General features: G+C 63.7%; 24 protein-coding genes. 11 read left to right on the top strand and 13 right to left on the bottom strand.

The genetic code is table 11. From position 1 onward, the window contains the following. The 6 genes from PCJ21_RS09340 to PCJ21_RS09315 all read left to right on the top strand — a co-directional run. Nucleotides 1-259, top strand: a 259-nt coding sequence (locus PCJ21_RS09340) for a formate--tetrahydrofolate ligase (RefSeq protein WP_269931110.1), incomplete at its 5' end; no start/stop codon positions are given. A 293-nt stretch (nucleotides 260-552) separates the two neighbouring features. Continuing rightward, nucleotides 553-1,686 carry an aminomethyltransferase family protein gene (locus tag PCJ21_RS09335; protein WP_269931109.1) on the top strand — a complete coding sequence of 378 codons (1,134 nt, stop codon included), beginning with the start codon at nucleotides 553-555 and terminating at the stop codon, nucleotides 1,684-1,686. A 19-nt stretch (nucleotides 1,687-1,705) separates the two neighbouring features. After that, nucleotides 1,706-2,299, top strand: a complete 594-nt coding sequence (locus tag PCJ21_RS09330; RefSeq protein ID WP_269931108.1) for a dimethylamine monooxygenase subunit DmmA family protein — start codon at nucleotides 1,706-1,708, stop codon at nucleotides 2,297-2,299. Continuing rightward, nucleotides 2,296-3,261 (top strand): PDR/VanB family oxidoreductase, encoded by a 966-nt coding sequence (locus PCJ21_RS09325; protein WP_269931107.1) that lies wholly within the window; start codon nucleotides 2,296-2,298, stop codon nucleotides 3,259-3,261. Before PCJ21_RS09330 ends, PCJ21_RS09325 begins: the two co-directional genes overlap by 4 nt. 26 nt (nucleotides 3,262-3,287) lie before the next feature. After that, nucleotides 3,288-4,328, top strand: coding sequence for a heme-dependent oxidative N-demethylase family protein (locus PCJ21_RS09320; protein WP_269931106.1), 1,041 nt, complete (start codon nucleotides 3,288-3,290; stop codon nucleotides 4,326-4,328). An 80-nt stretch (nucleotides 4,329-4,408) separates the two neighbouring features. Then, nucleotides 4,409-4,816 (top strand): group II truncated hemoglobin, encoded by a 408-nt coding sequence (locus PCJ21_RS09315; protein WP_269931105.1) that lies wholly within the window; start codon nucleotides 4,409-4,411, stop codon nucleotides 4,814-4,816. A 42-nt stretch (nucleotides 4,817-4,858) separates the two neighbouring features. On the opposite strand, the gene PCJ21_RS09310 is transcribed toward PCJ21_RS09315, so the two are convergent. Then, on the bottom strand, nucleotides 4,859-5,542 hold the full coding sequence (locus PCJ21_RS09310; protein ID WP_442865990.1) for a helix-turn-helix domain-containing protein: 684 nt from the start codon (nucleotides 5,540-5,542) through the stop codon (nucleotides 4,859-4,861). Between the two features lie 329 nt (nucleotides 5,543-5,871). On the opposite strand from PCJ21_RS09310, the gene PCJ21_RS09305 reads away from it, so the two are divergent. Continuing rightward, on the top strand, nucleotides 5,872-6,471 hold the full coding sequence (locus tag PCJ21_RS09305; RefSeq protein WP_269931104.1) for a hypothetical protein: 600 nt from the start codon (nucleotides 5,872-5,874) through the stop codon (nucleotides 6,469-6,471). A 27-nt stretch (nucleotides 6,472-6,498) separates the two neighbouring features. On the opposite strand, the gene PCJ21_RS09300 is transcribed toward PCJ21_RS09305, so the two are convergent. The 7 genes from PCJ21_RS09300 to PCJ21_RS09270 form a co-directional block, all read right to left on the bottom strand. Further along, nucleotides 6,499-7,434, bottom strand: a complete 936-nt coding sequence (locus tag PCJ21_RS09300; RefSeq protein ID WP_269931103.1) for a sugar kinase — start codon at nucleotides 7,432-7,434, stop codon at nucleotides 6,499-6,501. A gap of 34 nt (nucleotides 7,435-7,468) precedes the next feature. Further along, nucleotides 7,469-8,287, bottom strand: coding sequence for an IclR family transcriptional regulator (locus PCJ21_RS09295; protein WP_269931102.1), 819 nt, complete (start codon nucleotides 8,285-8,287; stop codon nucleotides 7,469-7,471). Nucleotides 8,288-8,329: 42 nt separating this feature from the next. Next, nucleotides 8,330-8,713: a RidA family protein gene (locus tag PCJ21_RS09290; protein WP_269931101.1), complete on the bottom strand. Its 384-nt coding sequence runs from the start codon at nucleotides 8,711-8,713 to the stop codon at nucleotides 8,330-8,332. A gap of 16 nt (nucleotides 8,714-8,729) precedes the next feature. After that, nucleotides 8,730-9,500 carry an amino acid ABC transporter ATP-binding protein gene (locus PCJ21_RS09285; RefSeq protein WP_269931100.1) on the bottom strand — a complete coding sequence of 257 codons (771 nt, stop codon included), beginning with the start codon at nucleotides 9,498-9,500 and terminating at the stop codon, nucleotides 8,730-8,732. Between the two features lie 10 nt (nucleotides 9,501-9,510). Then, the gene (locus tag PCJ21_RS09280; protein WP_269931099.1) at nucleotides 9,511-10,173 is read right to left on the bottom strand and encodes an amino acid ABC transporter permease; all 663 of its coding nucleotides are present in this window, start codon (nucleotides 10,171-10,173) and stop codon (nucleotides 9,511-9,513) included. A gap of 5 nt (nucleotides 10,174-10,178) precedes the next feature. After that, nucleotides 10,179-10,841, bottom strand: a complete 663-nt coding sequence (locus PCJ21_RS09275) for an amino acid ABC transporter permease (protein ID WP_269931098.1) — start codon at nucleotides 10,839-10,841, stop codon at nucleotides 10,179-10,181. 68 nt (nucleotides 10,842-10,909) lie between these two features. Continuing rightward, nucleotides 10,910-11,749, bottom strand: coding sequence for a transporter substrate-binding domain-containing protein (locus PCJ21_RS09270; protein ID WP_269931097.1), 840 nt, complete (start codon nucleotides 11,747-11,749; stop codon nucleotides 10,910-10,912). Nucleotides 11,750-11,906: 157 nt separating this feature from the next. Between PCJ21_RS09270 and PCJ21_RS09265 the strand changes: the two genes are divergently transcribed. Further along, complete coding sequence (locus PCJ21_RS09265; RefSeq protein ID WP_269931096.1) at nucleotides 11,907-12,965, top strand: D-TA family PLP-dependent enzyme; 1,059 nt, start codon at nucleotides 11,907-11,909, stop codon at nucleotides 12,963-12,965. Between the two features lie 72 nt (nucleotides 12,966-13,037). Here the strand turns inward: PCJ21_RS09265 and PCJ21_RS09260 are convergent, their stop codons facing one another. Continuing rightward, the gene (locus tag PCJ21_RS09260; RefSeq protein WP_269931095.1) at nucleotides 13,038-13,487 is read right to left on the bottom strand and encodes a universal stress protein; all 450 of its coding nucleotides are present in this window, start codon (nucleotides 13,485-13,487) and stop codon (nucleotides 13,038-13,040) included. A 71-nt stretch (nucleotides 13,488-13,558) separates the two neighbouring features. Here PCJ21_RS09260 and PCJ21_RS09255 point away from each other — a divergent pair, with 71 nt between their 5' ends. Continuing rightward, nucleotides 13,559-13,795: a hypothetical protein gene (locus tag PCJ21_RS09255; RefSeq protein WP_269931094.1), complete on the top strand. Its 237-nt coding sequence runs from the start codon at nucleotides 13,559-13,561 to the stop codon at nucleotides 13,793-13,795. On the opposite strand, the gene PCJ21_RS09250 is transcribed toward PCJ21_RS09255, so the two are convergent. Together PCJ21_RS09250 and galE are read right to left on the bottom strand one after the other, a co-directional pair. Then, entirely contained in the window at nucleotides 13,783-15,030 is a 1,248-nt protein-coding gene (locus tag PCJ21_RS09250; protein ID WP_269931093.1) for a D-amino acid dehydrogenase, read from the bottom strand. The genes PCJ21_RS09255 and PCJ21_RS09250 overlap by 13 nt on opposite strands. A 130-nt stretch (nucleotides 15,031-15,160) precedes the next feature. Then, entirely contained in the window at nucleotides 15,161-16,156 is a 996-nt protein-coding gene (gene galE, locus PCJ21_RS09245; protein WP_269931092.1) for a UDP-glucose 4-epimerase GalE, read from the bottom strand. Nucleotides 16,157-16,394: 238 nt separating this feature from the next. On the opposite strand from galE, the gene hemA reads away from it, so the two are divergent. Further along, complete coding sequence (hemA, locus tag PCJ21_RS09240; protein WP_269931091.1) at nucleotides 16,395-17,672, top strand: 5-aminolevulinate synthase; 1,278 nt, start codon at nucleotides 16,395-16,397, stop codon at nucleotides 17,670-17,672. Nucleotides 17,673-17,830: 158 nt separating this feature from the next. Here hemA and PCJ21_RS09235 read toward each other — a convergent pair whose 3' ends face one another. Beyond that, on the bottom strand, nucleotides 17,831-18,997 hold the full coding sequence (locus PCJ21_RS09235) for a pyridoxal phosphate-dependent aminotransferase (RefSeq protein ID WP_269931090.1): 1,167 nt from the start codon (nucleotides 18,995-18,997) through the stop codon (nucleotides 17,831-17,833). Between the two features lie 116 nt (nucleotides 18,998-19,113). Then, nucleotides 19,114-19,536, bottom strand: coding sequence for a large conductance mechanosensitive channel protein MscL (gene mscL, locus PCJ21_RS09230; protein WP_269931089.1), 423 nt, complete (start codon nucleotides 19,534-19,536; stop codon nucleotides 19,114-19,116). Between the two features lie 333 nt (nucleotides 19,537-19,869). Here mscL and PCJ21_RS09225 point away from each other — a divergent pair, with 333 nt between their 5' ends. Beyond that, entirely contained in the window at nucleotides 19,870-23,364 is a 3,495-nt protein-coding gene (locus tag PCJ21_RS09225; RefSeq protein ID WP_269931088.1) for a PAS domain-containing hybrid sensor histidine kinase/response regulator, read from the top strand. Nucleotides 23,365-23,430: the final 66 nt, after the last annotated feature.

Here is a 23,430-nt window from a genome sequence, read left to right as displayed (position 1 = left end):
GCATGCCTGGGAAGCCGCCGGCTACGGCCACCTGCCGGTGTGCATGGCCAAGACCCAGTACTCGTTTTCGACCGACCCCAACTTGCGCGGCGCGCCCACCGACCACGTGGTGCCGGTGCGCGAGGTCCGGCTGTCGGCCGGCGCCGGCTTCGTCGTCGCCATCTGCGGCGAGATCATGACCATGCCAGGCCTGCCAAGGGCACCATCGTCGGAGAAGATCTTCCTCAACGAACAGGGACAGATCGAAGGCCTGTTCTGAGCTTTCTCCCTTATTCTCCCAAGGCGCTCCTCCCCACCCACCTGTCCCCCAGGCCCGGAGCGCCCTTCAAGGCCTGGCACCTTGTGCCGGGCCTTCTTTTTTTACGCGGCGCAGCCGATGCCGAAACCGTTCCAAAGCAAAATTCGACCAACAAAAGTTGCCTGTAAGTAAAAATTCTTGCACTTGGATATTGCCCTTGGGACACGTTTCGGTTCAATATGTCCCCAACAACGTCCGCCTGAAGGCAGGATCGCCAGCATAGGCGGAGTGGTATAAACGGAGGAGAATTACCGATGACAGCTTCTTGGCGTTTCTCGACCCTGGCCGACCGCCACCGCGCGCTTGGCTCCAAGCTGGAAGACTGGAGCGGCATGGGAACCGCCTGGTCCTATGACAAGGACGCGGACGAAGAATACCTGGCGATCCGCACCAAGGCCGGCCTGATGGACGTGTCTGGTCTCAAGAAGGTCCACATCACCGGCGCGCATGCCTCGCATCTGATCGACCTGTGCACCACCCGCAATCCCGAGAAGATCTATCCGGGCAAGTCGGTCTATGCCTGCATGCTCAACGATGCCGGCAAGTTCACCGACGACTGCGTCATCTACCGCATGGGCCCCAACTCCTGGATGGTCGTGCACGGCTCGGGTTCGGGCCATGAGGAACTGACCCGCGCCTCGATCGGCCGTGACGTCTCGGTGCGCTTCGACGACAATCTGCACGACCTGTCGCTGCAGGGCCCGCTCGCCGTCGACTACCTCGCCAAGCACGTGCCCGGCATCCGCGACCTCAACTATTTCCACCACATGCAGACCCAGCTGTTCGGCCTGCCTGTCATGATCTCGCGCACCGGCTATACCGGCGAGCGCGGCTACGAAATCTTCTGCCGCGGCCAGGACGCGCCGAAAATCTGGGACACCATCGTCGCCGAAGGCAAGTCGATGGGCATCATCCCGACGCGCTTCACCACGCTCGACATGCTGCGCGTCGAAAGCTACCTGCTGTTTTACCCCTACGACAATTCGCAGAAGTACCCCTTCGCCAATGAAGGCCCCGGCGACACGCTGTGGGAGCTCGGCCTCGACTTCACCGTCAGCCCCGGCAAGACCGGCTTCCGCGGCGCCGAAGAGCACTACCGCCTCAAGGGCAAGGAACGCTTCAAGATCTTCGGCGTGCTGCTCGACAGCGACAAGGCCGCCGACGAAGGCGCCGAGATCTGGCGCGACGGCAAGAAGGTCGGCGTTGTGACCTGCGCGATGTATTCGCCGCTGGTCAAGAAGTCGATGGGCATCGCCCGCCTCGACGTCGATTGCGCCATCGTCGGAACGCCGCTTGAAATCCGCAACGCCGGCGGTACGGTCAAGGCGACAGCCCAGTCGCTGCCGTTCGACGACCCCAAGAAGCTCAAGCGGACGGCAAAGGGCTGAGACCTTGGACAGTGCGCCGGTGAAGACGATCCTCAGTCGCCCGGTCTACGGAACATTGTCACCGCAGGCCGGTAGCAGCCATCTGCTCGTAGCGGACGCCGAAGGGGCGTCCGCGATCCTGGACCTGGCGCGGCAGGCGCCCGAAGGCTTCTTCGCCAGTGCCCATATCATGTTCATACCGGGCCGGTCGGGAGAGCGCTTCCAGCAGAGCCTGAAAGCGCTCAAGCCGGCCCAATATTATGAAGGCCCCAGCGTCGCGGCAGCCTTGCCGCGACTGAAATGGACGCTCGCCAACGCCCATATGGGGCTGCGCATCTACCTCGCCGGCACCGAAGGGCTGATCGGTCAGATGATGCTGGCCGCGACCGAAGCCGGTATCGACCATGCGTCGATCCAGACGGAGCAGCGCGGTTCTCTCGCCCGCCGCATGCAGTGCGTGCACTGCAAGGGCATCACCGAAAACGTCACCACGCAACCGGCGACCTGCTCGCATTGCGGACTGCTGCTTCTGGTGCGCGACCACTATTCACGCCGCATCGCCGCCTTCCAGGGCGTGTGCATCAATGCCGAGGATCCGACCGAGATCCCTCAGAAGGAGGAGATTTTCCGGTGAGCGCGGGAACAACCAAGCTGAACGTCACCGTGACCGACGTGGTCGCGGTCAATGAACTGGTCAAGCGCTTCCATTTCGAGCGCACCGATGGCGATGACCTGCCGACTTTTTCCGGCGGCGCCCATGTCGTCGTCGAAATGCGCGACAACGGCACGACCAGGCTCAACCCCTACTCGCTGATGAGCTCGCCGCTCAACACGCGCGACTACACGATCTCGGTGCGCCGCGACGATTCGGGCCGCGGCGGCTCGCTGTTCATGCACAATCGCGTCAAGCGTGGCATGGAAATGGTGATCAGCTATCCGGTGAACCTGTTCTCGCTGGACCTTCGGGCCAAGAAGCACCTGATGATCGCCGGCGGCATCGGCATCACGCCATTCCTGGCGCAGACGGCGCAGCTGGCGTCGTCAGGCGGCAATTTCGAGCTGCACTACACCTGCCGTTCCGAGACGCTGGGCAGCTACACCGATGTCTTGCGCGATCGCTACGGCAGCCGCGTCAACCTCTACTACGACGACCGCAACGAGCGCATTCCGCTCGAGCGGCTGCTCTCGGGCCAGCCGCTGGGAACCCACCTCTATGTCTGTGGCCCGGCGGGCATGATCCGCTGGGTGCGCGATACGGCCGCGGCACATGGCTGGCCGGACGAAATGGTGCACTACGAGCACTTCGCCGCGCCGCAGCCTGGCACTCCCTTCGACGTCACATTGGCGGTGAGCGGGTTGGAGATCCGGGTCGGCGAACAGCAAAGCCTGCTCGAAGCCATCGAGGCGGCGGGCGTCGATCCACCTTACCTGTGCCGCGGCGGCGTCTGCGGCCAGTGCGAGACGAACGTCATATCCCATGACGGCACGTTCAAGCACAACGACCATTGGCTGAGCGCGGAGGAACACTGCTCGGGCAAGAAGATCATGCCGTGCGTGTCGCGTTTCGAGGGAAGATCACTGGTTCTCGAACGCTGACATCAGCCGGCACAAGGGAGGAACTCATGGGAATTAACTTCAGGCAAGAGACGTTCCGCGACGACTTCAGCTTCAAGAACAGTCCGGAGCAGGTCAGGCGCTTTCCGTTTCCGTTCAACGAAGACGCCTACATGTATGCGGTCAATATCGAGCCGCATGTGCCCGGGCCGAGGAACAGCGTGTTCGAGCACCTGATCGACGTCGACGAGCACTACATCTCGGAGATGCAGGACCGCGCGATGGTTCTGGCCGAGGATCCGCTGCGCTGCCAGTCGCTGCCGCACATGACGCTGGCCGGCTGGGACCTGCTCGAACTCCTGATGGTCGAGAAAGCCAAAAGCTATCCCGAACATTTCACCCTGACGCGTGACGGCGACCGCTGGCGTTGGATCAACCGTCCGCTCGGCATCGACGACACCTTCACCTTCGGCGACGTCTCCACCCTGCCCTACGGCCCGATGGAATACATCACCCGCCAGAGCCAGGGCGACTTCGCCATCCTCGACCAGCGCGACGGCAATCTCTGGATGGACGCCGGCACGGTCACCACCCAGGCCGACTGGTCGCTCGACTTCGACATCGGCATGAACTTCTTCGAGTGGCACGCGCCGGTTCCGCTGGCGCACGAGAAGGGCATCTTCACGCGTGCGCTGAAGTTCCTGACCAACATCCAGCAGGGCCAGCCGGCGCGCCGCCTGAACTGGACGATGACGATCAATCCGCGGCTCGACACCAGCCCCGAGAACTTCCACAAATGGGGCAGTGACCGCTTGACGGTGACGCCGGAGAATGTCGGCGACAAGGTGCATCTGCGCGTCGAGCTGCAGAGCTTCTGGCGGCTGCCGCGCTCCAATACGCTGGTGTTCCCGATCCGCTGCTACCTGATCAAGATGGACGAGCTGGTGGCGCAGCCGAAATGGGCACGCCGCTTCCACAGGGTGCTGCGCGACCTGCCGGTCGAACTCGCCGACTACAAAGGCCTGACGCGCTATCGCCCGACCGTCGTCGAATGGCTGTCGAAGTACGACGACGGCGCGCCGACCTCACCGGGCTTCAGCCCCGACTGAAAAGCAAAACCATGACGGCCCCGGCATGAGCCGGGGCCGTTTCAGCCAGGCCGCCATGCCGGTGCGCGGCGGAGGTGACCATGAACGATGCCTTGCAACCCAGACGGCCCTCGCTGTTTGTCGAACTCGGCGGCGAAGAGGCGATCCGCAAGCTCGTCGAGGTCTTCTACGATATCGTCGAGCAGGATGAGGACGCGCGCCCGCTGCACGTGCTGCACTTGCGCGGCCATGGCGTGGCCCATTCGCGCGAGGAACAATTCAACTATCTCTGCGGCTTCTTCGGCGGGCCAAGCTATTACGTGCAGAAGCACGGCCATTCCAGGCTCAAGGAAATCCACGAGCATGTCGAGATCGGACCGGATTTGCGCGACCTGTGGCTGAAATGCATGCGCAAGGCCATCGAGAAGGCCGATCTTCCCGCCAACTATCGCGAGATGGTCATGCGGCACTTCGGCTTCGCCGCCGAAACGACGCGTAACCGCGACTGAGCGGCTCTTCCAGCCTCAAGCAACTTTCCGAACCGAACGGGGTCAGTCGCCGCTCGTGCCCTGCGGGTAGGAGATGATCGACAGATACTTGATCGGCAGCGTGGTCAGCTCTTCCGGTCCGTGCGGCGCGTCGGCGTCGAAGAACAGGCTGTCGCCCGGCGTCATGCGGTAGAGGTTATTGCCGTGCCGATAGACGACTTCACCCTCCAGCATGTAGAGGAACTCCATGCCCTCGTGCTGGAACATCGGAAACACGTCCGAGTCTTCCGACAAACTGATCAGATAGGGCTCGACGGTGACGCCGGCGGTGTTCGAGCCGATGTGGCCGAGCAGGTTATACTGGTGGCCGGCGCGGGTGCCGCGGCGTTCGACGTCGACGCCCTCGCCCGACTTGACGAAGACAGCGCTGCGCTCCTCCTCGAAACGGCGAAAGAAGGCGGTCAGCGGCACGCCGAGTGCCCGCGACAGCGCCTGCAGCGTGGTCAGCGATGGCGAGGTGATACCGTTTTCGATCTTGGACAACATGCCGAGCGAGATGTTTGTCATCGCCGCCAGGTCGGCGACGGTGATGCCCAGCTTCTTGCGGAAGGCACGCACCTCGTGGCCGAGCGCGACCTCGAGCACTTTTTCCGGCGTGTCGCGGATGGCGTGCGGATCCTGATGCAGTGGGACCGGCTGAGCCCTTGTGGCGATAGCGGCCGCGGCCTTCTTGCCGTCGGCAGTCAAAACGGCTGACAAACGGTCTTCTTTCACACGGCTATCCCTTGTTGCAAAACTCACAAATCCATCAGTTCACCCATGGTAAAATTTCTTTACAAAAGATTCAAGGGCCTGCGGGTCAAACTGTAGGCAAAATGCATACCGAAAAGGCCGGTTGCCGCGGAAAACCATTCGGCAGCAAAGCCTTTTCGCCGCTTCAAGGCACGATCAGCCGGCCTGAAGCGGCGCGCTGATTTGACTAGACCCCTCCCCCATTCGATTGATTTACAGCGACACTGGAGCGCGCGAGACTCCTGGCTCGTGCAATCGCACGATGCATCAGCGGAGGAACGGCCATGAGGTCTGCCAGTTTCGCCAGTGGCGCCATCGTCGCCCTGGCTCTCGTCTGGAATGCGAGCCAAACCATCAATGTCGCCAGCGCGGAAGAACCCAGCAAAGCCGAACTCGACGCCGCGCGCCAGGCGCTGGAAAAATACAAGGATCCATATGTAGCTATCCGCGACCTCTATCTTTCGACGGTGGGCTGCGTCCACTACACCGGCGAAAAGATGGAAGGGCGGATGGAGTATCCGAAGGGTGCGATGGGCGTCCACTTCGTAAATCTTACCGTGAAGGGGCCGCCCGACCCCAGCAAGCCGAACGTGCTCATCTACGAACCTGGGGCGGACGGCAAGCTTAGCCTCGTCGCGGTCGAGTGGCTGGTTCCACTGGACGCGGCAACGGAGCGGCCAAGCGTGCTCGGCCAGCCTTTCCAGGGCCCGATGGAAGGCCACGAACCCTTGATCCCCAAGGAGTTCGCCCACTACGACCTGCACGCCTGGCTGTTCAAGGACAATCCGAACGGGATGTTCAGCCCGACAAACCCCGACGTGAAATGCGACGGTTACCCATTCACCCTGCTGGAGGAACCGACCAAGATGGTGCACGCGCCTTGAGGACAAGGCTCTGAAGCACCACCGCATTCAGCCTGACTGAGCGGCCGCGCCTGGTGCCCCGATCTCTGCCCGGTCCACCAGAGCGCCGTGATGGCCGATGACGGCGGCCGCGACGGCGGCGGCGAAGCCTGCCGCCGCGCGGTGATCGCCGCTCTGGAGGTAGTTGGCAAGGAAGGCACCATTGAAGCTGTCGCCGGCGCCGGTTGTGTCCACAATCCTTGCCGCCCTCGTTGCGGCAGCAAAGGACTGCTCGCCGTCGAAGCTCAGCGTGATGCCTTCCGCGCCGTTCTTGACGACCAGCCTGTTTGCGCCCGCAGCGCGATAGCGCGCGATCGTCGCGTCAACCGAGGCATCGCCGAAATGCGTCGCCTCATCTTCGAAACTCGGCATGACGAGCGATGAGGCGGCAGCACCTGATGTGATCGTGCTCCGCATGGTCTCGACATCGTCCCACAATCGCGGCCGGATGTTGGGATCGAACGCCACCAGCTTGCCGGCTGCCTTGGCACGGCCGAGTTCGCCCAGCAGCGTTGCGGCCGCCTCGGGCGCGAGGATCGCCAGCGTGATGCCGGAGAAGAAGATCACCTCCGAGGCGTCGATGGCGGAGCGCAATGCGGCTGGATCGTCGGCCAAAAGCCGTGCCGCGGAAGCCGAGCGCCAGTAGGAGAAACTGCGCTCGCCCTCCTTGAGATGGATCATGTAGAGGCCGGGGCTGCGGCCTGGCACGCGGCGTATGAAGCCCGTGCCAACGCCCGTACCTTCGATGAAGGCCAGCATTTCATTTGAGATCGTGTCGGTGCCGACGGCGGTGAAATAGTCGACCGGCCACGCCTCCGGCAGGCAGGCGCGAAGATAATAAGCGGTGTTGAAGCTGTCGCCGGCAAAGCCCTGCCGCAGCAGGCCGCCTTCGGCCTGCATGAGTTCGACCATGCATTCGCCGATGGAAAGTACACGTCCCGCCATGTCGTGCGGCCGATCCTTTGAGGTGCGTGGAGGGTCAGCGCCGGCCAGCGGCGCGCAGACCGCCGTGCTCGTCTTCGTCCGTGTGGCCGAGGCGGCTCGACAGGTCTGCAGCGGCATCGAGCAGCGTCTTGAGATAGCTGGCGTGGTTCTTGAGGCCGTCCTCGCGCGGCGCGACCAGACACAGCGTCGCGATGCAGACGCTGTCGGCCTGATAGACAGGCACGGCGAAGCAGTGGGTGAAGGTCTCAACCGCGCTGTTGAACGTGTAGTAACCGACGCGCGCAGCCTCGCGCACCTCTGATATGAAGACCGCCGGGTCGAGCCACTGGCCGTTGGGCAACTGGAAGTCCTCCTTCGGGATGAAGTCGAGGATTTCCTGGTCGCTCATATGCGCAACCAGCAGGCGGCCGGAGGCAGTCCACGGGATCGCCACCGGATCGCCAACGTTGGAGGAGATGCGGAACGGGCGCAGCCCCTCCTTCATTTGCGCGACGGTGTACTTGTTGCCTTCGAGCAGGCACATCTGCGCGGTCTCGCGCGTCTCCTCGGCGATGTGCGTGAGCAGCTTGTCGCATTCGCGCATCAGGTCGAACTGCTCGGAATAGGCGACGCCAAGGAAATAGAGCTTGCGACCAAGGAACACGCGGCCATCGTCGCCGCGATATTCCAGGATGCCCTGGCGCATCAAAAGGTTGACCAGTTCGTAGACCGACGAGCGCGGAGCGCCGATGCCTGATGCGATCTCGTTCGGCCGCATCGGCTGGCGCTTCAGGCGCAGGAAGTTCAGGATCGCGAAGGCGCGGTCGAGACCGCGGGCCCGCTTGCTGATCATGTCGTCCGGAACCTGGTCCATGCACCGCCTCCCCGGCGGATAGTCTGTGTGTCTGGCTACGACTCAGGGCGCCTTGTAGGCGACGCAGTCGATTTCGACTTTGCAATCGACCATCATACTCGACTGCACGCAAGCGCGAGCCGGCGGATGGCCACCGAAATACTCGGCGTAAACGCCGTTGAACGACCAGAAGTCGCGGGGGTCGTCAAGCCAGACGCCGACACGCACGACATGCTCGAGGCCGTAGCCTGCTTCCTTGAGAATGGCGATGACGTTTTCCATCGTCTTGCGGGTTTCGGCGATGATGCCGCCGCCGACGATCTCGCCGTTTTCCATGGCGACCTGGCCGGACACATAGAGCCAGCCATTGGCCTCGACAGCGCGGGCGAAAGGCAGCGCCTGCTTGCCAGCTCCGGACTGGCCGGTGCCGTAACGCTTGATCGTCATGTCTATTCTCCGAATGCTAGTTGAAGGTTGAGGTCTTGAGGAACTCGGCCAGACGCTCGGTCTGCGGCTTATGAAACATCTCGCGCGGATTGCCTTCCTCGCCGATGCGGCCCTGGTTCATGAAGATGACGCGCGACGACACCTCGTAGGCAAAGCGCATCTCGTGCGTGACCAAAAGCATGCTCATGCCGTCGCGGGCGAGGTCCTTGATGACCTGCAGCACCTCGTTGACCAGTTCGGGGTCGAGCGCCGAGGTGACCTCGTCGAACAGCATCAGCTTGGGGTTCATGGCGATGGCGCGGGCAATCGCCACGCGCTGCTGCTGGCCGCCGGAGAGCTGGCCGGGAAAGCGATCGCGGCGCTCGGCCAGGCCGACGCGGTCGAGCCACTTTTCGGCGACGCTGCGCGCCTCGTCGCGGGCCATCTTCTTGACCTTGACGAGGCCTAGCATGACGTTTTCGGCCGCGCTCATGTGCGGAAACAGGTTGAACTGCTGGAACGCCATGCCAGTCATCGCACGCTGGCGGGCGATTTCCTTTTCCTTCTTGCGGCGACGGGTGCCGCCTGCGGTCTCGTAGCCGATCTCCTCGCCGTCGATGCGGATCGAGCCGCCCTGGAACTCCTCCAGCATGTTGATGCAGCGGAGCATGGTCGTCTTGCCGGAGCCCGACGAGCCGATGATGGCGATGACATCGCCCTGCGCCATTGTGCAGTCGACGCCCTTGAGCACTTCGACCTCGCCGTAGCGCTTGTGCAGGTCGCGGATTTCGAGAAGGTTGCCGGTCATTGATGCGGCCTCACGAGGGGATCGAGGTCTTGCGTTCGACGTACTTGCCGAAGCGCTCGATGCCATAGTTGATGACGAAATAGAGGAAGCCCGCGAAGAGGTAGAATTCGAGGCTCATGAAGGTGCGCGAGATCAGCTCCTGCGTCCTCAGCAGGAGTTCGGCCACGCCGATGATCGACAAGAGCGTCGAGGCCTTGACCATCTCGGCGGCGGTGTTGACCCAGGCCGGCAGGACCTGGCGCAGGGCCTGCGGTCCGAGCACATAGGCAAATGTCTGCGGGAAGGTCAGGCCGATCGCCTTGGCCGCCTCGGTCTGGCCGTTGGGGATCGACTGCAGCGCGCCGCGCACGATCTCGCCGACATGCGACGAGCAGAACACGGCGAGCGCCAGCACGCCGGCCTGGAACGGTCCGAGATCGATACCCACGGTGCCGAGCACGTAATAGCTCGCGAGAACCAGCACCAGCACGGGCGTGCCGCGGATGAAATCGGTGTAGCCGCGCACCAGCCAGCGCACCGGTCCCTTGCCGTAGGTCAGGGCAAGGCCGACGCCGATGCCGAGCACGGTGCCTGCGAGGATCGCCAGCAGCGAGATGGAGACGGTGACGCCCAGTCCCTTGAGAATAGGAATGCGGGCGAGCCACAGGGTTTCGAGGAATGCGACGAGTTCCATGTCGGTCACCTCGGGATGGACATGCGCTTCTCGAGCCGGCGCAGAAGTGCGGCCAGCACGGAGCAGGTGGCGACGTAGAGAAGGCTGGTGACCATCCACGTCTCGATGACGCGGAAGCTTTCGACATTGATCTTGCGCGCCTCGAAGGTCAGTTCGGGCACGGCGATGGCCGCTGCCAGCGAGGTGTCCTTGAACAGCGAGATCATGGTGCTCGACAGCGACGGCAAGACATTGCGCAGCATCAGCGGAATGACGATGGAATTGCGGATCTGCGACTGGGTCAGCCCGATGGCGAGCCCGGCCTCCTTGAGCCCGTTGGGCACGGCCAGCAGCCCGCCGCGAAAGACCTCCGCGAGATAGGCGCCGGCATAGATCGACAAGGTGGCGACGAAGCTTTCGATCTTGCCCAGGCGAATGCCCATCTGCGGCATCGCAAAGAAGGTGAACAGCACCAGCACCAAAATCGGCGTGTTGCGGATGATGGTGACGTAGACTTGCGCCGGTCGGCGCAACAGCGCCCGCTTCGACAACAGGCCAAAAGCCGTGACCAGGCCGATGATGCAGCCGATGCCGATCGCCACGAAGGCGAGCGCCAGGCTGAGCGCCAGGCCCTGGAGCAGGAGGTCGAAGCTGCGCCAGACCGCCGAGAAATTGAGGGTGTAACCCATGGTGCCGTCCGAGTGAGAGATGTGGCGCGGCCAACCTTGGCCACGGACCGCGCCACTTGGGTCGGAGTTTACTTGTACTCGACGGGGAAGCCGATCTGCGGCGGAGCAAGCTCCTTGCCGAACCAGGTCTTGTAGGAATTGGCGTAGAAGTCGAACTCGACACCGGTCATCGCTTCATGCAGCGCGGTGTTGACGAAGTTCAGCCAGTCCTGGTCACCGCGCTTGACGCCGCAGGCATAGGTCTGCGGGTTCCAGCCGTAGCCGGCGTCCTTGTAGCGGTCCGGGTTCTGCTTCATGTACCAGGCGAGCGACGACTGGTCCGTGGCGACCGCATCGGAGCGGCCCGATTCCAGCGCCTGATAGATCAGGTCGACGGATTCGTACTGGTCGACCTTGGCCTCGGGCAGTGCGGCATGCACCATCGCCTCGGCGTAGACGTTCTGCAGCACCGAAATGGTGACGCCCGAGCCGGCAGCCTTGAGCGCCGCATAATCAGCATACTTGCTATCGCCCTTCAGCATCAGGCCAACGCCCTCGCGATAATAGGGGATGGTGAAGGCGATCTGCTGGGCGCGCTCGCCGGTCACGGTCATGAACTGGCAGGTCAGATCGACCTTGTCGGTGGTGATGTTCGGGATGCGCGCGTCCGACGACTGGTTGACGTATTCGATCTTGTCCGGGTCGCCGAACAGCGCCTTGGCGACGATGCGCCCCATGTCGACGTCGAAGCCCTGCAGCTTGTCGTCGGCGCTCTTGAAGTGCCACGGCGCATTGGTGCTGCCGGTGCCCATGACCAGGTGGCCGCGGGCCAGAACCTCATCGAGCTTGCTTTGTTTTTCCTGAGCGCCTGCCGGCATCGCAACCATCAGCGCGAGCGCGGCAACGGCCGCCGAAAGAGACGTCTTCATCTCGCCGTTCCTCCTGAACGAGTTACCAAAATCAATGTCCAATATTGTGGACATCTGTCCTTAATAATGGATTGACGTATCAAAGGCCACGCGGCATTGTTTGTCAAGCGGTTCGCGGGCATGGTCCCCGCGCTTTGATTTGGAGGCTTGGCAAGGAATGTTCGAAAAAATCCAGACGCCCGCCGTATTGGTGGACCTCGATGTGGCCAGGCGAAACATCGAGCGCTTCCAGGCCTATGCCGACAGCCACGGCCTGAAGGTCCGGCCGCACATCAAGACGCACAAGATGCCAGCCATTGCCGAGATGCAGCTCGACGCGGGTGCAGTCGGCATCACCTGCCAGAAGATTTCGGAGGCAGAGGCCATGGTCGCCGGCAGCGACCGGCTGACGGACGTGCTGATCACCTACAACATCCTCGGTGACGACAAACTGCACGCGCTGCTGGACCTGTCGCGCAAGGTGCGAGTGGCCGTGGTCGCCGACAACGCCACCGTCGTTGACGGGCTGTCGGCAGCGTATGCCGCCGCCGGCGCCACGCTTGAAGTCTTCGTCGAGTGCAACACCGGCGCCGACCGCTGCGGAGTTGGCTTGCCATCGGAAGCCGCCGAGCTCGCCGCCCGCATCGATGCTGCTCCAGGCCTGCAATTCGCCGGCCTGATGACCTATCCGCCGGTCGGCGGGGCAGAAAAGGTGCAAGCCTTCATGACGGCCGCGAAGGATTTGATCGAAGCAAAGGGCATCGCCGTTCCCGTCATCACCTCTGGCGGCTCGCCCGACATGATGACGGCGCATCTGGCGCCTGTCGCCACCGAGTTCCGTCCCGGCACCTATGTCTACAACGACCGCTCGCTGGTCGCACGCGGCGTCACCAGTTGGGACGACTGTGCGCTGACGGTTCTGGCCACCGTCGTCTCGGTGCCCGCCCCCAACCGCGCCATCATCGACGCCGGCTCCAAGACGCTGACCTCCGACCTGCTCGGCCTCGTCGGCCACGGCCATGTGCTCGGCCGCCCCGACATCTCGATCGATCAGCTTTCGGAAGAACACGGCCGCCTGCGCAGCGAGGGCGACATTGGCCTCACGGTCGGCCAGCGCATCCGCATCGTGCCCAACCACGCCTGCGTCGTCACCAACATGGTCGATGGCGTCTATGTCTACGGCAAGAACAGGGCGCCGGAGCTGTGGCCGGTGCCGGCACGCGGCAAGATCGTCTGATCCATTGCGCCAAACGAAAAGACCTCCCGGACAGCTGGTCCAGGAGGCCCTCCTTGGTTCAGCCTGGCGTGATCAGCGGACGACCAGCACCGGCACCTGGCTGTTGGTCAGGACTTCCACCGTCTGGCTGCCGAGGATCAGGCGTCCCAGACCGCGGCGACCGTGCGAGGCCATGACGATCAAGTCGCATTCCTGATCCTTTGCGATCTGGTTGATCGCCTCGGCCGCCCACATCTCTTCGACATGGATAGCCTCGGCATCGACGCCAAGCGCCTCTGCCTGAACCTTCGCGGCGCCCAGAACCTTGGAGCCATACTCCTCGCCGGCCTTCTGGTAGGCGACGATGTCCTCGGCAGTCGCAACCGGACCATACATGCCGGCAGACGCGAAGATCGGCGCGGGCTCGGAAACATTCAGGAACGTCACATTGCTGCCGAGCCCCTTGGCCAGTTCAAGCCCGTGGTCGACGCCTTTCTGAGCCAGCTCGGAGCCGTCGGTGGCGATGAGAATATGTTTGTACATGAGGCTGTCTCCTGGGGCTCTTTCGCGTGATCGATGCATGCCCCTTGCACCGTTCGATCGGATTCAGGGTCATGCTCGGCTTGGGCGTCAAACTCGCCGACCGCCAGCGCGCGGTCAAGGCGAAGCGTCGGCAAATCGGATGGGACAGCCCCTGCGCAGCCCGGCAAGTTCGCTTGACCGTCATGGCCGCCATCAACGGCTGCGCCCGCACGCTGTTCAACCTCAATCGCCCCGCCGCAGCCGCCATCAGGCTCGGGACAAATGCGGCAGAGGAAAGCGCCGTCCAGCCGTCCCGTCAGCCCTTGTAGGTCAGTCCGGCCGGATCGATTTCCGGCCTGCGTCCGGCAACGAGGTCGGCAAGCAGCTTGCCGGAACCGCAAGCCATGGTCCAGCCGACATGGCCGTGGCCGGTATCCAGATACAGCCCCTTGTATCGCGCCGGGCCGATGACCGGCACCGATCCCGGCATCATCGGCCGAAGGCCGGCCCACAGCTCGGCCTTGGCCGGATCGAAAGCACCGGGGAACAGCTCCATGCCTGTCTCGAACAGCCGCGTGAAGTCGGACGGCTTGTGACTGCGGTCGAAGCCGGTGAACTCGGCCGTCGAGGCAAGCCGCAGGCGGTCGCCGAGGCGCGAATAGGCGACCATCCGGTCCTCGTCGACACCGCCCATGGTCGGACCCTTCGACGGGTCGTCCATGGTCACCGTCGCTGTATAACCCTTGACCGGATAGACCGGCAGGTCGACGCCCTTGCTGCGCCCGAGCAGGCCGCTTTCGGGCCCCATCGCAATCACCACCGCATCGGCGTCGAGCCGGCCGGCGGAGGTCTTCACGCCGGTTACGCGGTCGCCCTCGACGATCAGGTCCTCGACAGTCGTATCGAACATGAACTTCGCGCCGAGCTTGTGCTCGGCATGGGCGGCGAGCGCCTCGACGAACAGGCGGGAATCGCCCGTCTGGTCCATCGGCGAGTAGACCGCACCGGCGATGCCCCTGGCGACGGCGAGTCCCGGCTCGAGTTCGACCAGCCTGTTGCGGTCGACGACCTCGATGTCCAGCCCATGCTCGGCGAGGAAGCCGTACATCGCGGCGCCGTGGTCGAGGCTCTGCTGCGAGCGGAAGAAATACATGATGCCGCGAGAGCGCTCATCATAGCCGATACCGGCTTGCGACGATATCTCGTTGATGCAGAGGCGCGAGTAGAGCGCGAGCCTGAGCTTGGCCTTGGTGTTTTCGCGCACCCGCGCACTGGTGCACTGGAACAGGAAGCGGAAGCTCCAGGCATAGAAGTAGGGATCGAGCCCGAGCTTCACCTTGATGCCGAGGTCGGGCGTGTAGAGCGACTTGATGAACATCTTGAGCGCCGACGGCGACGCCCAGGCGGTGGCGTCGCCCGGCGAGACCAGGCCCGCGTTAGAATAGCTGGTGCCCCGGGCCACAGCCGAATGGCGTTCGACGACCGTCACCTCATGGCCGTCGCGGGCGAGATAATATGCCGCCGCCGTGCCAACCACACCTGCGCCGAGAACCAGGATCTTCATGTCGAACCTAAATTGATATCGGGCTCTGACCGGGAACCCACGACCGCCGGGAACTCAACTCCACACCGCACCACTAGCCTGCGCAGCACTGAATTTCGAGGGACGCTTGCCGGAATCCGCTGCGCCAGCGTCAGCCAGCGGCGGAATTCTTGCGGCTCAGCAGCCGTTCCCAGTTGAGCGCGTCACGCACGATACCGTCGAGATCGTCATGTCCGGGCTTCCAGCCGAGTTCGCCGCGCGCCAGATCGGAGTTGGCGACCACCGACGCGGCATCGCCAGCGCGACGTTCGCCCATCTCGACCTTGAAATCGCTGCCGTGTACGCGGCGCACGCTGTCAATCACCTCGAGCACCGAATAGCCGTGGCCGTAGCCGCAATTGGCGACGAGATTGCCGCCGCCGGCGCGCAGGCGCTGCAACGCCAGCCGGTGCGCGGCGGCCAGATCGGACACGTGGATGTAGTCGCGGACGCAGGTGCCGTCCGGCGTGTCGTAGTCGTCGCCGAAGACCTGCATCGATGCGCGCTTGCCGAGCGCGGTCTCGGACGCGACCTTGATCAGATGGGTTGCGCCCTTCGTCGACTGGCCGGTGCGGCCCTTCGGATCGGCGCCGGCGACGTTGAAGTAGCGCAGCGCCGTGTAGCGCAGCGGATGGGCTGCGGCGGCGTCGCGCAGCATCCATTCGCTCATCAGCTTGGACAGGCCGTAGGGCGACTCGGGCGCCAGCCGCGCGTCCTCGCGCACCGGCTCGATACCGGCCGCGCCATAGACCGCCGCGGTTGAGGAAAAGATGAAGTGTTTCACCCCGCCGCGCACCGCAGCCTCGATCAGGCCGCGTGTCTTGCAGGTGTTGTTTTCGTAATAGCCGAGCGGGTCTGCGACCGATTCCGGCACCACGATGGAGCCGGCGAAGTGGATGATGGCGTCAATGCCGTGTTCGCGGATAATCCGGCCGACGAGGTCCTGGTCGGCGACGTCGCCTGTAACCAGAACCGCCTCCGGCGCCACGGCCCAGTCGAAGCCGGTCGACAGCCGGTCCAGGACCACGACCTGCTCGCCTGCGTCGAGCAGTTCCCAGACCATGTGGCTGCCGATGTAGCCGGCGCCGCCCGTTACCAATACCGCCATCGCATCGTCCCCGCGTATTTCGATCTGGCATTTGTCTACGCAAAACTGCCGCCAAATGCGAGATGCCGGGCGCAGGCTTGATCTTTGCGCTGCGGCCCTGGTTGATCCATATCAAGGGACTTTTTCGTGTTCCGTGGTCGTTTGAGCCGTCGAGGGCGTGGCATTTTGACCAAAAACGGTCGATGGACGCCGAACCGGCCGTTGATTATGCTCGCGGTTGAAAAATTGGGACGTCCACATGAACTACCAGCGGTTTTTCGAAGAAGCGATCGACCAGGTCCACGCCGAGCGCCGTTATCGCGTGTTTGCCGATCTGGAGCGCATCGTCGGCAAGTTTCCGCGCGCCATCTGGCGCGCCAACGGCCGGGCTCAGGAAATTACCGTCTGGTGCTCGAACGACTATCTCGGCATGGGCCAGCACCCCGACGTGGTGGCGGCCATGCAACAGGCGGCCGGCAACATGGGTACCGGCGCCGGCGGCACGCGCAACATCTCCGGCAACAACCATCCGCTGGTCGAGCTCGAGCTTGAACTCGCCGACCTGCATGGCAAGGAAGCCGGCCTCGTCTTCACCTCTGGCTTTGTCTCCAACGAGGCAGCGATCTCGACCATCGGAAAACTGCTACCCAACTGCCTTATCCTGTCGGACGAACTGAACCACGCCTCGATGATCGAGGGCGTGCGCCGCTCCGGCGCCGAAAAGAAGGTATTCCGCCACAACGACGTCGCCCACCTTGAAAGCCTGCTGCAGGCAGCCGGCCGCGAGCGAGCCAAGGTGATCGTGTTCGAGAGCGTCTATTCGATGGACGGTGACATTGCGCCGATCAAGGAGATCGCCGACCTCGCCGAGAAGTACAACGCGATGACCTATATCGATGAGGTTCACGCTGTCGGCATGTATGGCGGACGCGGCGGCGGCATCACCGAGCGCGAGGGCCTCGCCCACCGCATAGACATCATCGAGGGCACGCTGGCCAAGGCGTTCGGCACGCTCGGCGGCTACATCACCGGGACCCGCACGGTGATCGACGCCGTGCGCTCCTATGCGCCGGGCTTCATCTTCACCACCGCCCTGCCGCCGTCCATCGCAGCCGCCGCAACCGCATCGATCCGCCATCTCAAGAACTCGCAGGCCGAGCGCGATGCGCAGCAGCGCCAGGCGACGCACACCAAGCACGTGCTGGCCGAGGCCGGCCTGCCGGTGATGGAGTCGGAAACGCATATCGTGCCGATCCTCGTCGGCGACCCCGAGTTGTGCAAGATGGCAAGCGACCGCCTGCTTGGCGTCCACGGCATCTACATCCAGCCGATCAACTACCCGACCGTGCCGCGCGGTACCGAGCGTCTGCGCGTCACGCCGACGCCGTTCCACGACGACGCGCTGATTGCCACGCTCAAGGAAGCACTGGTTGAAACCTGGAACGCGCTGGGCATCCCCTACCGGACGCCCGGGCACTCCGAAGTCGCCAAGAGCGAGCGCATCATCCCGTTGCTGGTGCCGCAGTCCGGCGGCTGAGCTGTCGATGTGCCTGACGTGCGTCCTTCGAGGCTCGCCCGGCAGGCATCGAAATCATCTCGCATCTGTAGTGCGAGCCCGCTATAGCGTTTAAGCTAAGCAAACCTCGGCGGGCGAGCCTCGAAGGACGCACGCCGAAGCGCCAACCCGTCTTTTGCTCAGAGCTCCCTGATCCACTTCGCCAAGCGATGCGACGCCTCCTCGACCTGGTCGAGACGGCGGTGGAAGCAGAGCCTGAGGAAGCCCTCGCCGCCAGCGCAGAAGGCCGTGCCGGGAGCAACGCCGACGGCCGCCTTGTCGACGATGTCGAAGGCGCCCTTCTCCGCATCCTTCATGCCGTCGACGGCAAAGAACAGGTAGAACGCGGCCGGCGGCACGCAGAAGCGCACCCGTCCCGTATCGCCCAGAACCTTGCAGACGATGTCGCGCGCCTGGCGCGCCCGCGCCACCTGCTCGGCGATGAAGCCGTCGCCCTCGTCGAGCGCCGCGATCGCGCCGCGCTGCATGAACTGCGCCACGCCGGAGCTCGAATACTGGACCAGGTTCTCGAACATGCGGCTGAGCGACGGATGCGTCTTCAGCCAGCCGACACGCCAGCCGGTCATCGCCCAGTTCTTGGAGAAGGTGTTGACGAACAGGATCTTGTCCTCGGGCTCCATGATGTCCATGAACGACGCCGCCCGACCGCCGCCATAATAGAAAAGCGCATAAATCTCGTCGGCGACGATCCAGAGACCGTGCTTGCGGGCGAGGTCGAGGATCGCCTGCAACGTCTCGCGGTCGGCGGTCCACCCGGTCGGATTGGACGGCGAATTGACGAAGATGACCTTGGTCCGCGGGGTGATCGCGGCCGCCACCCTTTCGATGTCGCAGGACCAGCCATTGCCGGTCATGTCGAGCAGCACAGGCACCGGCTTGACGCCGGCGACACCGGCAGCACCGGCAAAATTCGGCCAGGCCGGGGCGAGATACAGCGCCTCGTCGCCTGCCCCCGCCGTCGCCTCCAGCGCCATGGTGATCGCCTGCATGCCACCGACTGTGACGATGAACTCGTCGGCGCCAAAGGTCCTGCCGAAGTGACGCTGGTGGTAGCGCACGATCGCCTGGCGCAGTTCGGGGATGCCGGCCTGCCAGGTGTAGAAGGTCTCGCCATTGGCCAGCCCGCGAGCCGCCGCGTCGCTGATGAACGCCGGCGTCGGCATGTCGCCCTCGCCCGACCAGAGCGGTATGAGGCCGGCGCGGTCGCGCCCGTAATTGGCGACCGCCTCGATGCCGCTGACAGGCGCGAGACGGGCTTCGGCGCGAACCAGGTCGATAAGGCTCATGATCACCCCAGGTTGATTGCTTGTCTGATGCAAGTCCTAGCGCGGCCGCTGAAATGAAAGAACCCCCGGAGGTCCAGCCAGCCGGGGGTTTTTCAACATGCCAGCGTCTGCGAAGCCTACTTCTTGGCCAGCAGGTCACGGATTTCAGTGAGGAGCTGCACGTCGGCTGAGGGCGGCGGGGCAGGCTCGGCTGCCTTCTGCTTCTCAACCTTGCGGCGCAGGGTATTCACGCCCTTGACCATAAGGAAGATGATCCAGGCAAGGATCAGGAAATTGATCACTACAGTGAAGAAATTGCCGTAGGCGAAGACTGCGCCTTGCTTCCTGGCTTCCTCAAGGTTGGTAGCTGTAACCGAGGACGACAACGGCCAGAAGTAGTTGGAGAAGTCGAACCCACCAAAGATAGCGCCGATAATCGGCATGATGATATCGGCTACCATCGAGGAGACGATCAGGCCGAAGGCACCGCCGATGATCACGCCAACGGCGAGATCCATGACATTGCCTTTGGAAATGAACTCCTGGAATTCCTTGAGCATAGAACCCTCCTTGTCTTGATCTGGACTCGGTCTCGATCTGGACTCGCGCGAATCGCGGCGTCTGTCCCTGCGCCGTCCAGCCACACCATAACAAAACCGCGCCGAACAACACACCCCACGCAAACTCGTCAAGCTCCTCGCTGGCGTCCAGGCAACCGGGCGTCCGGCGTCGCTGTGGCAAAGCTCTGGCTGCACCTGTCATCACCGCCGAAAATCGCCGCACCCACAGCGTTCACCGACTAGGCGACAAGGCTAATGGACTTGGCATAGAAGCTGTGATTGCCTTCAGCCGACAGGGTCTTGCCATGACCCGCAAATGGGAGAACACCGAACGTGCAGGGCTTGGCCATCGTCCTCATCGCCATAGCCTATGTCACGCTGCTGTTCGCGATCGCGAGCATCGGCGACCGCCGAGCCGCGAGCTGGGCGCCGGGACGCCCGCGCCCCTTCATCTATGCGCTCAGCCTCGCCATCTACTGCACCTCGTGGACGTTCTTCGGCTCGGTGGGACTCGCCTCCGAGCGCGGGCTCGAATTCCTCGCCATCTACATCGGCCCGGTGCTGGTGTTCATGTTCGGCTTTCCGCTGCTTTCGCGCATCATCAAGCTCGCCAAGGCCGAAAAGATCACCTCGATCGCCGACTTCCTCGGCGCACGCTATGGCAAGAGCTTCGCCGTCGCTTCGATTGCCACGCTGATCGCGACCGTCGGCGCCATCCCCTACATCGCACTCCAGCTCAAGGCGATCTCCGGCTCGGTCAGCCTGATGGTCGAGCACTACACCGGCTCGCAACCGTCGTTCGACCCGTTCATCAGCGACATCTCGCTGATCGTGGCAATGCTTCTGGCGCTGTTTGCAACGCTGTTCGGAACCCGCCACGCCGACGCCACCGAGCACCAGAACGGACTGGTTCTCGCGGTCGCCGTCGAATCCATCGTCAAGCTGGTCGCCTTCCTCGCCATCGGCCTTTTGGTCACCTTCATCCTTTTCGACAGTCCGGCGGCGATGTTCGAAAGCTTCGCAGCCAACCCCGCCGTCGGCGACGCGATGGGCTACGGCACATCGCTCGGCACCTGGCTGGTGGTGACCTCGATCAGCGGCTTCGCCATCGTCATGCTGCCGCGCCAGTTCTACGTGATGATCGTCGAGAACCGCAGCGAAAGCGAATTGCGCACTGCAACCTGGGTGTTTCCCGCCTATCTGGTGGCCATCAACCTGTTTGTGCTGCCGATCGCCTTCGCCGGCCTGGCGATTGTCGGCTCCGCGACCTCGAGCGACCTCTACGTGCTGTCGCTGCCCTTGCTGAAGGGCCACAACACCCTTGCCATGGTCGCCTTCATCGGCGGCCTGTCGGCGGCGACCGCGATGGTCATCGTCGAGAGCGTTGCGCTGTCGATCATGGTCTCCAACGACCTCGTCATCCCGATTTTCGTGCGCCGGCTGGTCAAGACCAAGTCCGGCGACACCGAAGACTGGTCAACGATCATCCTGAATGTCCGCCGCGCCTCGATCTTCGTCATCCTGTTCGTCGCCTTCCTCTACTATCGCGAGAGCACCAACAACGCCCGCCTGGCTTCGATCGGCCTGATGTCGTTCGCCGCCATCGCCCAGTTTGCCCCGGCCTTCATCGGCGGGTTGATCTGGCGTCGCGCCAACGCACGCGGTGCTGCGCTTGGCATGACCGCCGGCATTGTGGTTTGGGGCTACACGCTGATGTTGCCGTCGCTCGCTGCACCCGACACCGCCATCCTGGCCAATGGCCTGTTCGGCATCGACGCCCTGCGGCCGCAGGCATTGTTCGGCACGGCAGCCGAGCCGCTGACCCATGGCGTGCTGTGGAGCCTGGCCATCAACACGCTGTTCTTGGTGTTCGGCTCGCTGTCGCGCGCTTCGGTGCCGCTTGAACGTATCCAGGCGTCGATCTTCGTGCCCCGAGACGCCAGCCCGATGCCGTCGCTTCGCCGCTTCCGCACGGCGATCACGGTCAACGACCTCAAGGACACGATTTCGCGCTACCTGGGCGTCGAGCGCACGGAACGCTCCTTCCAGACCTTCGAAAAAGACAGCGGCAGCAAGCTCGTCGGCAACGAACAAGCGGGCATGGACGTCATCCGCTTTTCCGAGCAATTGCTGGCAAGCGCCGTCGGCTCGTCCTCGGCCCGGCTGGTCCTGTCCTTGCTGTTCAAGCGCGGCGACAACTCGACCAAGGACACGTTCAGGCTGCTCGACGACGCAACCGAGGCGCTGCAGCACAATCGCGACCTCTTGCAGATCGCGCTCGACCAGATGGAACAGGGCATCACCGTCTTCGACCAGGATTTCCGGCTGATCTGCTGGAACCGCCAATATCGCTTGCTGTTCAACCTGCCCGACGACATGGGCCAGGTCGGCGTCTCCATCGACAGGGTGCTGGCCTATCTGGTGGCGCGCGGGGACATCAAGCAGGCCTCGCGGTTGACCACTCTCGATCGCCTGACGAGTTTTGGCGGCCCCTGGCAGATCGAGCTCCTGACCAGCGGGCGCATCATCGAGATGCGCTCCAATCCGATGCCCGATGGTGGCGTCGTCGCCACCTACACCGACATTTCGGCGAGCGTCGCTGCCGACCTGGCGCTGAAGCGGGCCAATGAGTCGCTGGAGCAGCGGGTCAAGAACCGCACCGCCGAGCTGACGCGGGTCAACGAGGAGCTGGCGCAGGCGCAGATGTTTGCCGAGGAGGCCAATCTCGGCAAGACGCGCTTCCTCGCTGCCGCCGGCCATGACATCCTGCAGCCGCTCAACGCTGCCCGGCTGTACTGCTCGTCGCTGATCGAAAAGAGCGGCAAGGGCAATGCCGGCCAGGCGGCGCGCAACATCGAGTCGTCGCTCGAATCGGTCGAGACCATCCTGGGCGCGGTGCTCGACATCTCCCGGCTCGACGCCGGGGCGATGAAGCCCGCGGAAACCGTGTTCCGGCTGGACGGGCTGCTGCGGCAGATCGGCACCGACTTCCTGCCGCTGGCCAAGGCCAAGAACCTCGACCTCGTCATCGTGCCATCGACCCTGGCGGTCAACACCGACCGCAACCTGTTCCGCCGGCTGATCCAGAACCTCGTTTCCAACGCGATCAAATACACGCGCAACGGACGCATCCTTGTCGGCGTGAGGCGACGCGGCGAGCTCGTTGAAATCCAGGTCATCGACACCGGTATCGGCATAGCGCCGGACAAGCTGGGCACGGTGTTCAACGAGTTCACGCGCCTTGACGACGGCATGCGCGAGGCCGAGGGCCTGGGGCTGGGCCTGTCGATCGTCGACCGCATTGCCCGCGTGCTACGGCTCGAGATCGGCATTCGCTCGGAGAAGAACAAGGGCACGCGCTTCTCGGTGATCCTGCCGGTGACGACGGCGTCCGAGCTGCCGGCTGCGACCACCTCCCGCCCGCGCGTACAGGCAGGCGCCGTCCTCGACGGGCTCGGCGTGATCTGTATCGACAACGACGCCCGCATCCTGGAGGGCATGCGCCTGCTGCTCGAAGGCTGGGGCTGCGTGGTCCGCACCTACTCAGGCTCTGCGGCATTCATGGCCGATAGCAACGAGACGGCCACGCCGGAGATCATCCTCGCCGACTACCATCTCGACGGCGAGAACGGGCTCGACGTGATCAAGTCGTTGCGCAACGTCTACGGCGAGTCAACGCCGGCGGTGCTGATTACCGCCGACCGCTCCAACGAAGTGCGTGCGGCCGCCGATGCGATGGATGTCGCGGTGCTCAACAAGCCGCTGAAGCCCGCGGTGCTACGCTCGATGATGAACCGGATGCGACGCATGGCGCATGCGGCGGAATAGATATACCCGCCGAAACGCAACTAGAGCGCCGTGCGTCCGAATGGACGCAAAAAGGACACTCTAACT

This window comes from Aminobacter sp. HY435, from assembly GCF_027568395.1.
Lineage (GTDB): Bacteria > Pseudomonadota > Alphaproteobacteria > Rhizobiales > Rhizobiaceae > Aminobacter.
This window is presented reverse-complemented; position numbering and strand designations above follow the sequence as displayed.

Excerpts from the sequence above, each read along its gene's own strand:
- PCJ21_RS09295 (WP_269931102.1), bottom strand. The coding sequence starts at position 8,287 with ATGGACCAGGTTCCGGACGACATGATCAGCAAGCGGGCCCGCGGTCTC.
- mscL (WP_269931089.1), bottom strand. The coding sequence starts at position 19,536 with ATGCTCAAGGAATTCCAGGAGTTCATTTCCAAAGGCAATGTCATGGAT.
- PCJ21_RS09260 (WP_269931095.1), bottom strand. The coding sequence starts at position 13,487 with ATGTACAAACATATTCTCATCGCCACCGACGGCTCCGAGCTGGCTCAG.
- hemA (WP_269931091.1), top strand. The coding sequence starts at position 16,395 with ATGAACTACCAGCGGTTTTTCGAAGAAGCGATCGACCAGGTCCACGCC.
- PCJ21_RS09315 (WP_269931105.1), top strand. The coding sequence starts at position 4,409 with ATGAACGATGCCTTGCAACCCAGACGGCCCTCGCTGTTTGTCGAACTC.
- PCJ21_RS09285 (WP_269931100.1), bottom strand. The coding sequence starts at position 9,500 with ATGACCGGCAACCTTCTCGAAATCCGCGACCTGCACAAGCGCTACGGC.
- PCJ21_RS09335 (WP_269931109.1), top strand. The coding sequence starts at position 553 with ATGACAGCTTCTTGGCGTTTCTCGACCCTGGCCGACCGCCACCGCGCG.
- PCJ21_RS09300 (WP_269931103.1), bottom strand. The coding sequence starts at position 7,434 with ATGGCGGGACGTGTACTTTCCATCGGCGAATGCATGGTCGAACTCATG.
- galE (WP_269931092.1), bottom strand. The coding sequence starts at position 16,156 with ATGGCGGTATTGGTAACGGGCGGCGCCGGCTACATCGGCAGCCACATG.
- PCJ21_RS09305 (WP_269931104.1), top strand. The coding sequence starts at position 5,872 with ATGAGGTCTGCCAGTTTCGCCAGTGGCGCCATCGTCGCCCTGGCTCTC.
- PCJ21_RS09320 (WP_269931106.1), top strand. The coding sequence starts at position 3,288 with ATGGGAATTAACTTCAGGCAAGAGACGTTCCGCGACGACTTCAGCTTC.
- PCJ21_RS09235 (WP_269931090.1), bottom strand. The coding sequence starts at position 18,997 with ATGAGCCTTATCGACCTGGTTCGCGCCGAAGCCCGTCTCGCGCCTGTC.
- PCJ21_RS09270 (WP_269931097.1), bottom strand. The coding sequence starts at position 11,749 with ATGAAGACGTCTCTTTCGGCGGCCGTTGCCGCGCTCGCGCTGATGGTT.
- PCJ21_RS09275 (WP_269931098.1), bottom strand. The coding sequence starts at position 10,841 with ATGGGTTACACCCTCAATTTCTCGGCGGTCTGGCGCAGCTTCGACCTC.
- PCJ21_RS09250 (WP_269931093.1), bottom strand. The coding sequence starts at position 15,030 with ATGAAGATCCTGGTTCTCGGCGCAGGTGTGGTTGGCACGGCGGCGGCA.
- PCJ21_RS09290 (WP_269931101.1), bottom strand. The coding sequence starts at position 8,713 with ATGACGATCAAGCGTTACGGCACCGGCCAGTCCGGAGCTGGCAAGCAG.
- PCJ21_RS09280 (WP_269931099.1), bottom strand. The coding sequence starts at position 10,173 with ATGGAACTCGTCGCATTCCTCGAAACCCTGTGGCTCGCCCGCATTCCT.
- PCJ21_RS09265 (WP_269931096.1), top strand. The coding sequence starts at position 11,907 with ATGTTCGAAAAAATCCAGACGCCCGCCGTATTGGTGGACCTCGATGTG.
- PCJ21_RS09255 (WP_269931094.1), top strand. The coding sequence starts at position 13,559 with ATGCTCGGCTTGGGCGTCAAACTCGCCGACCGCCAGCGCGCGGTCAAG.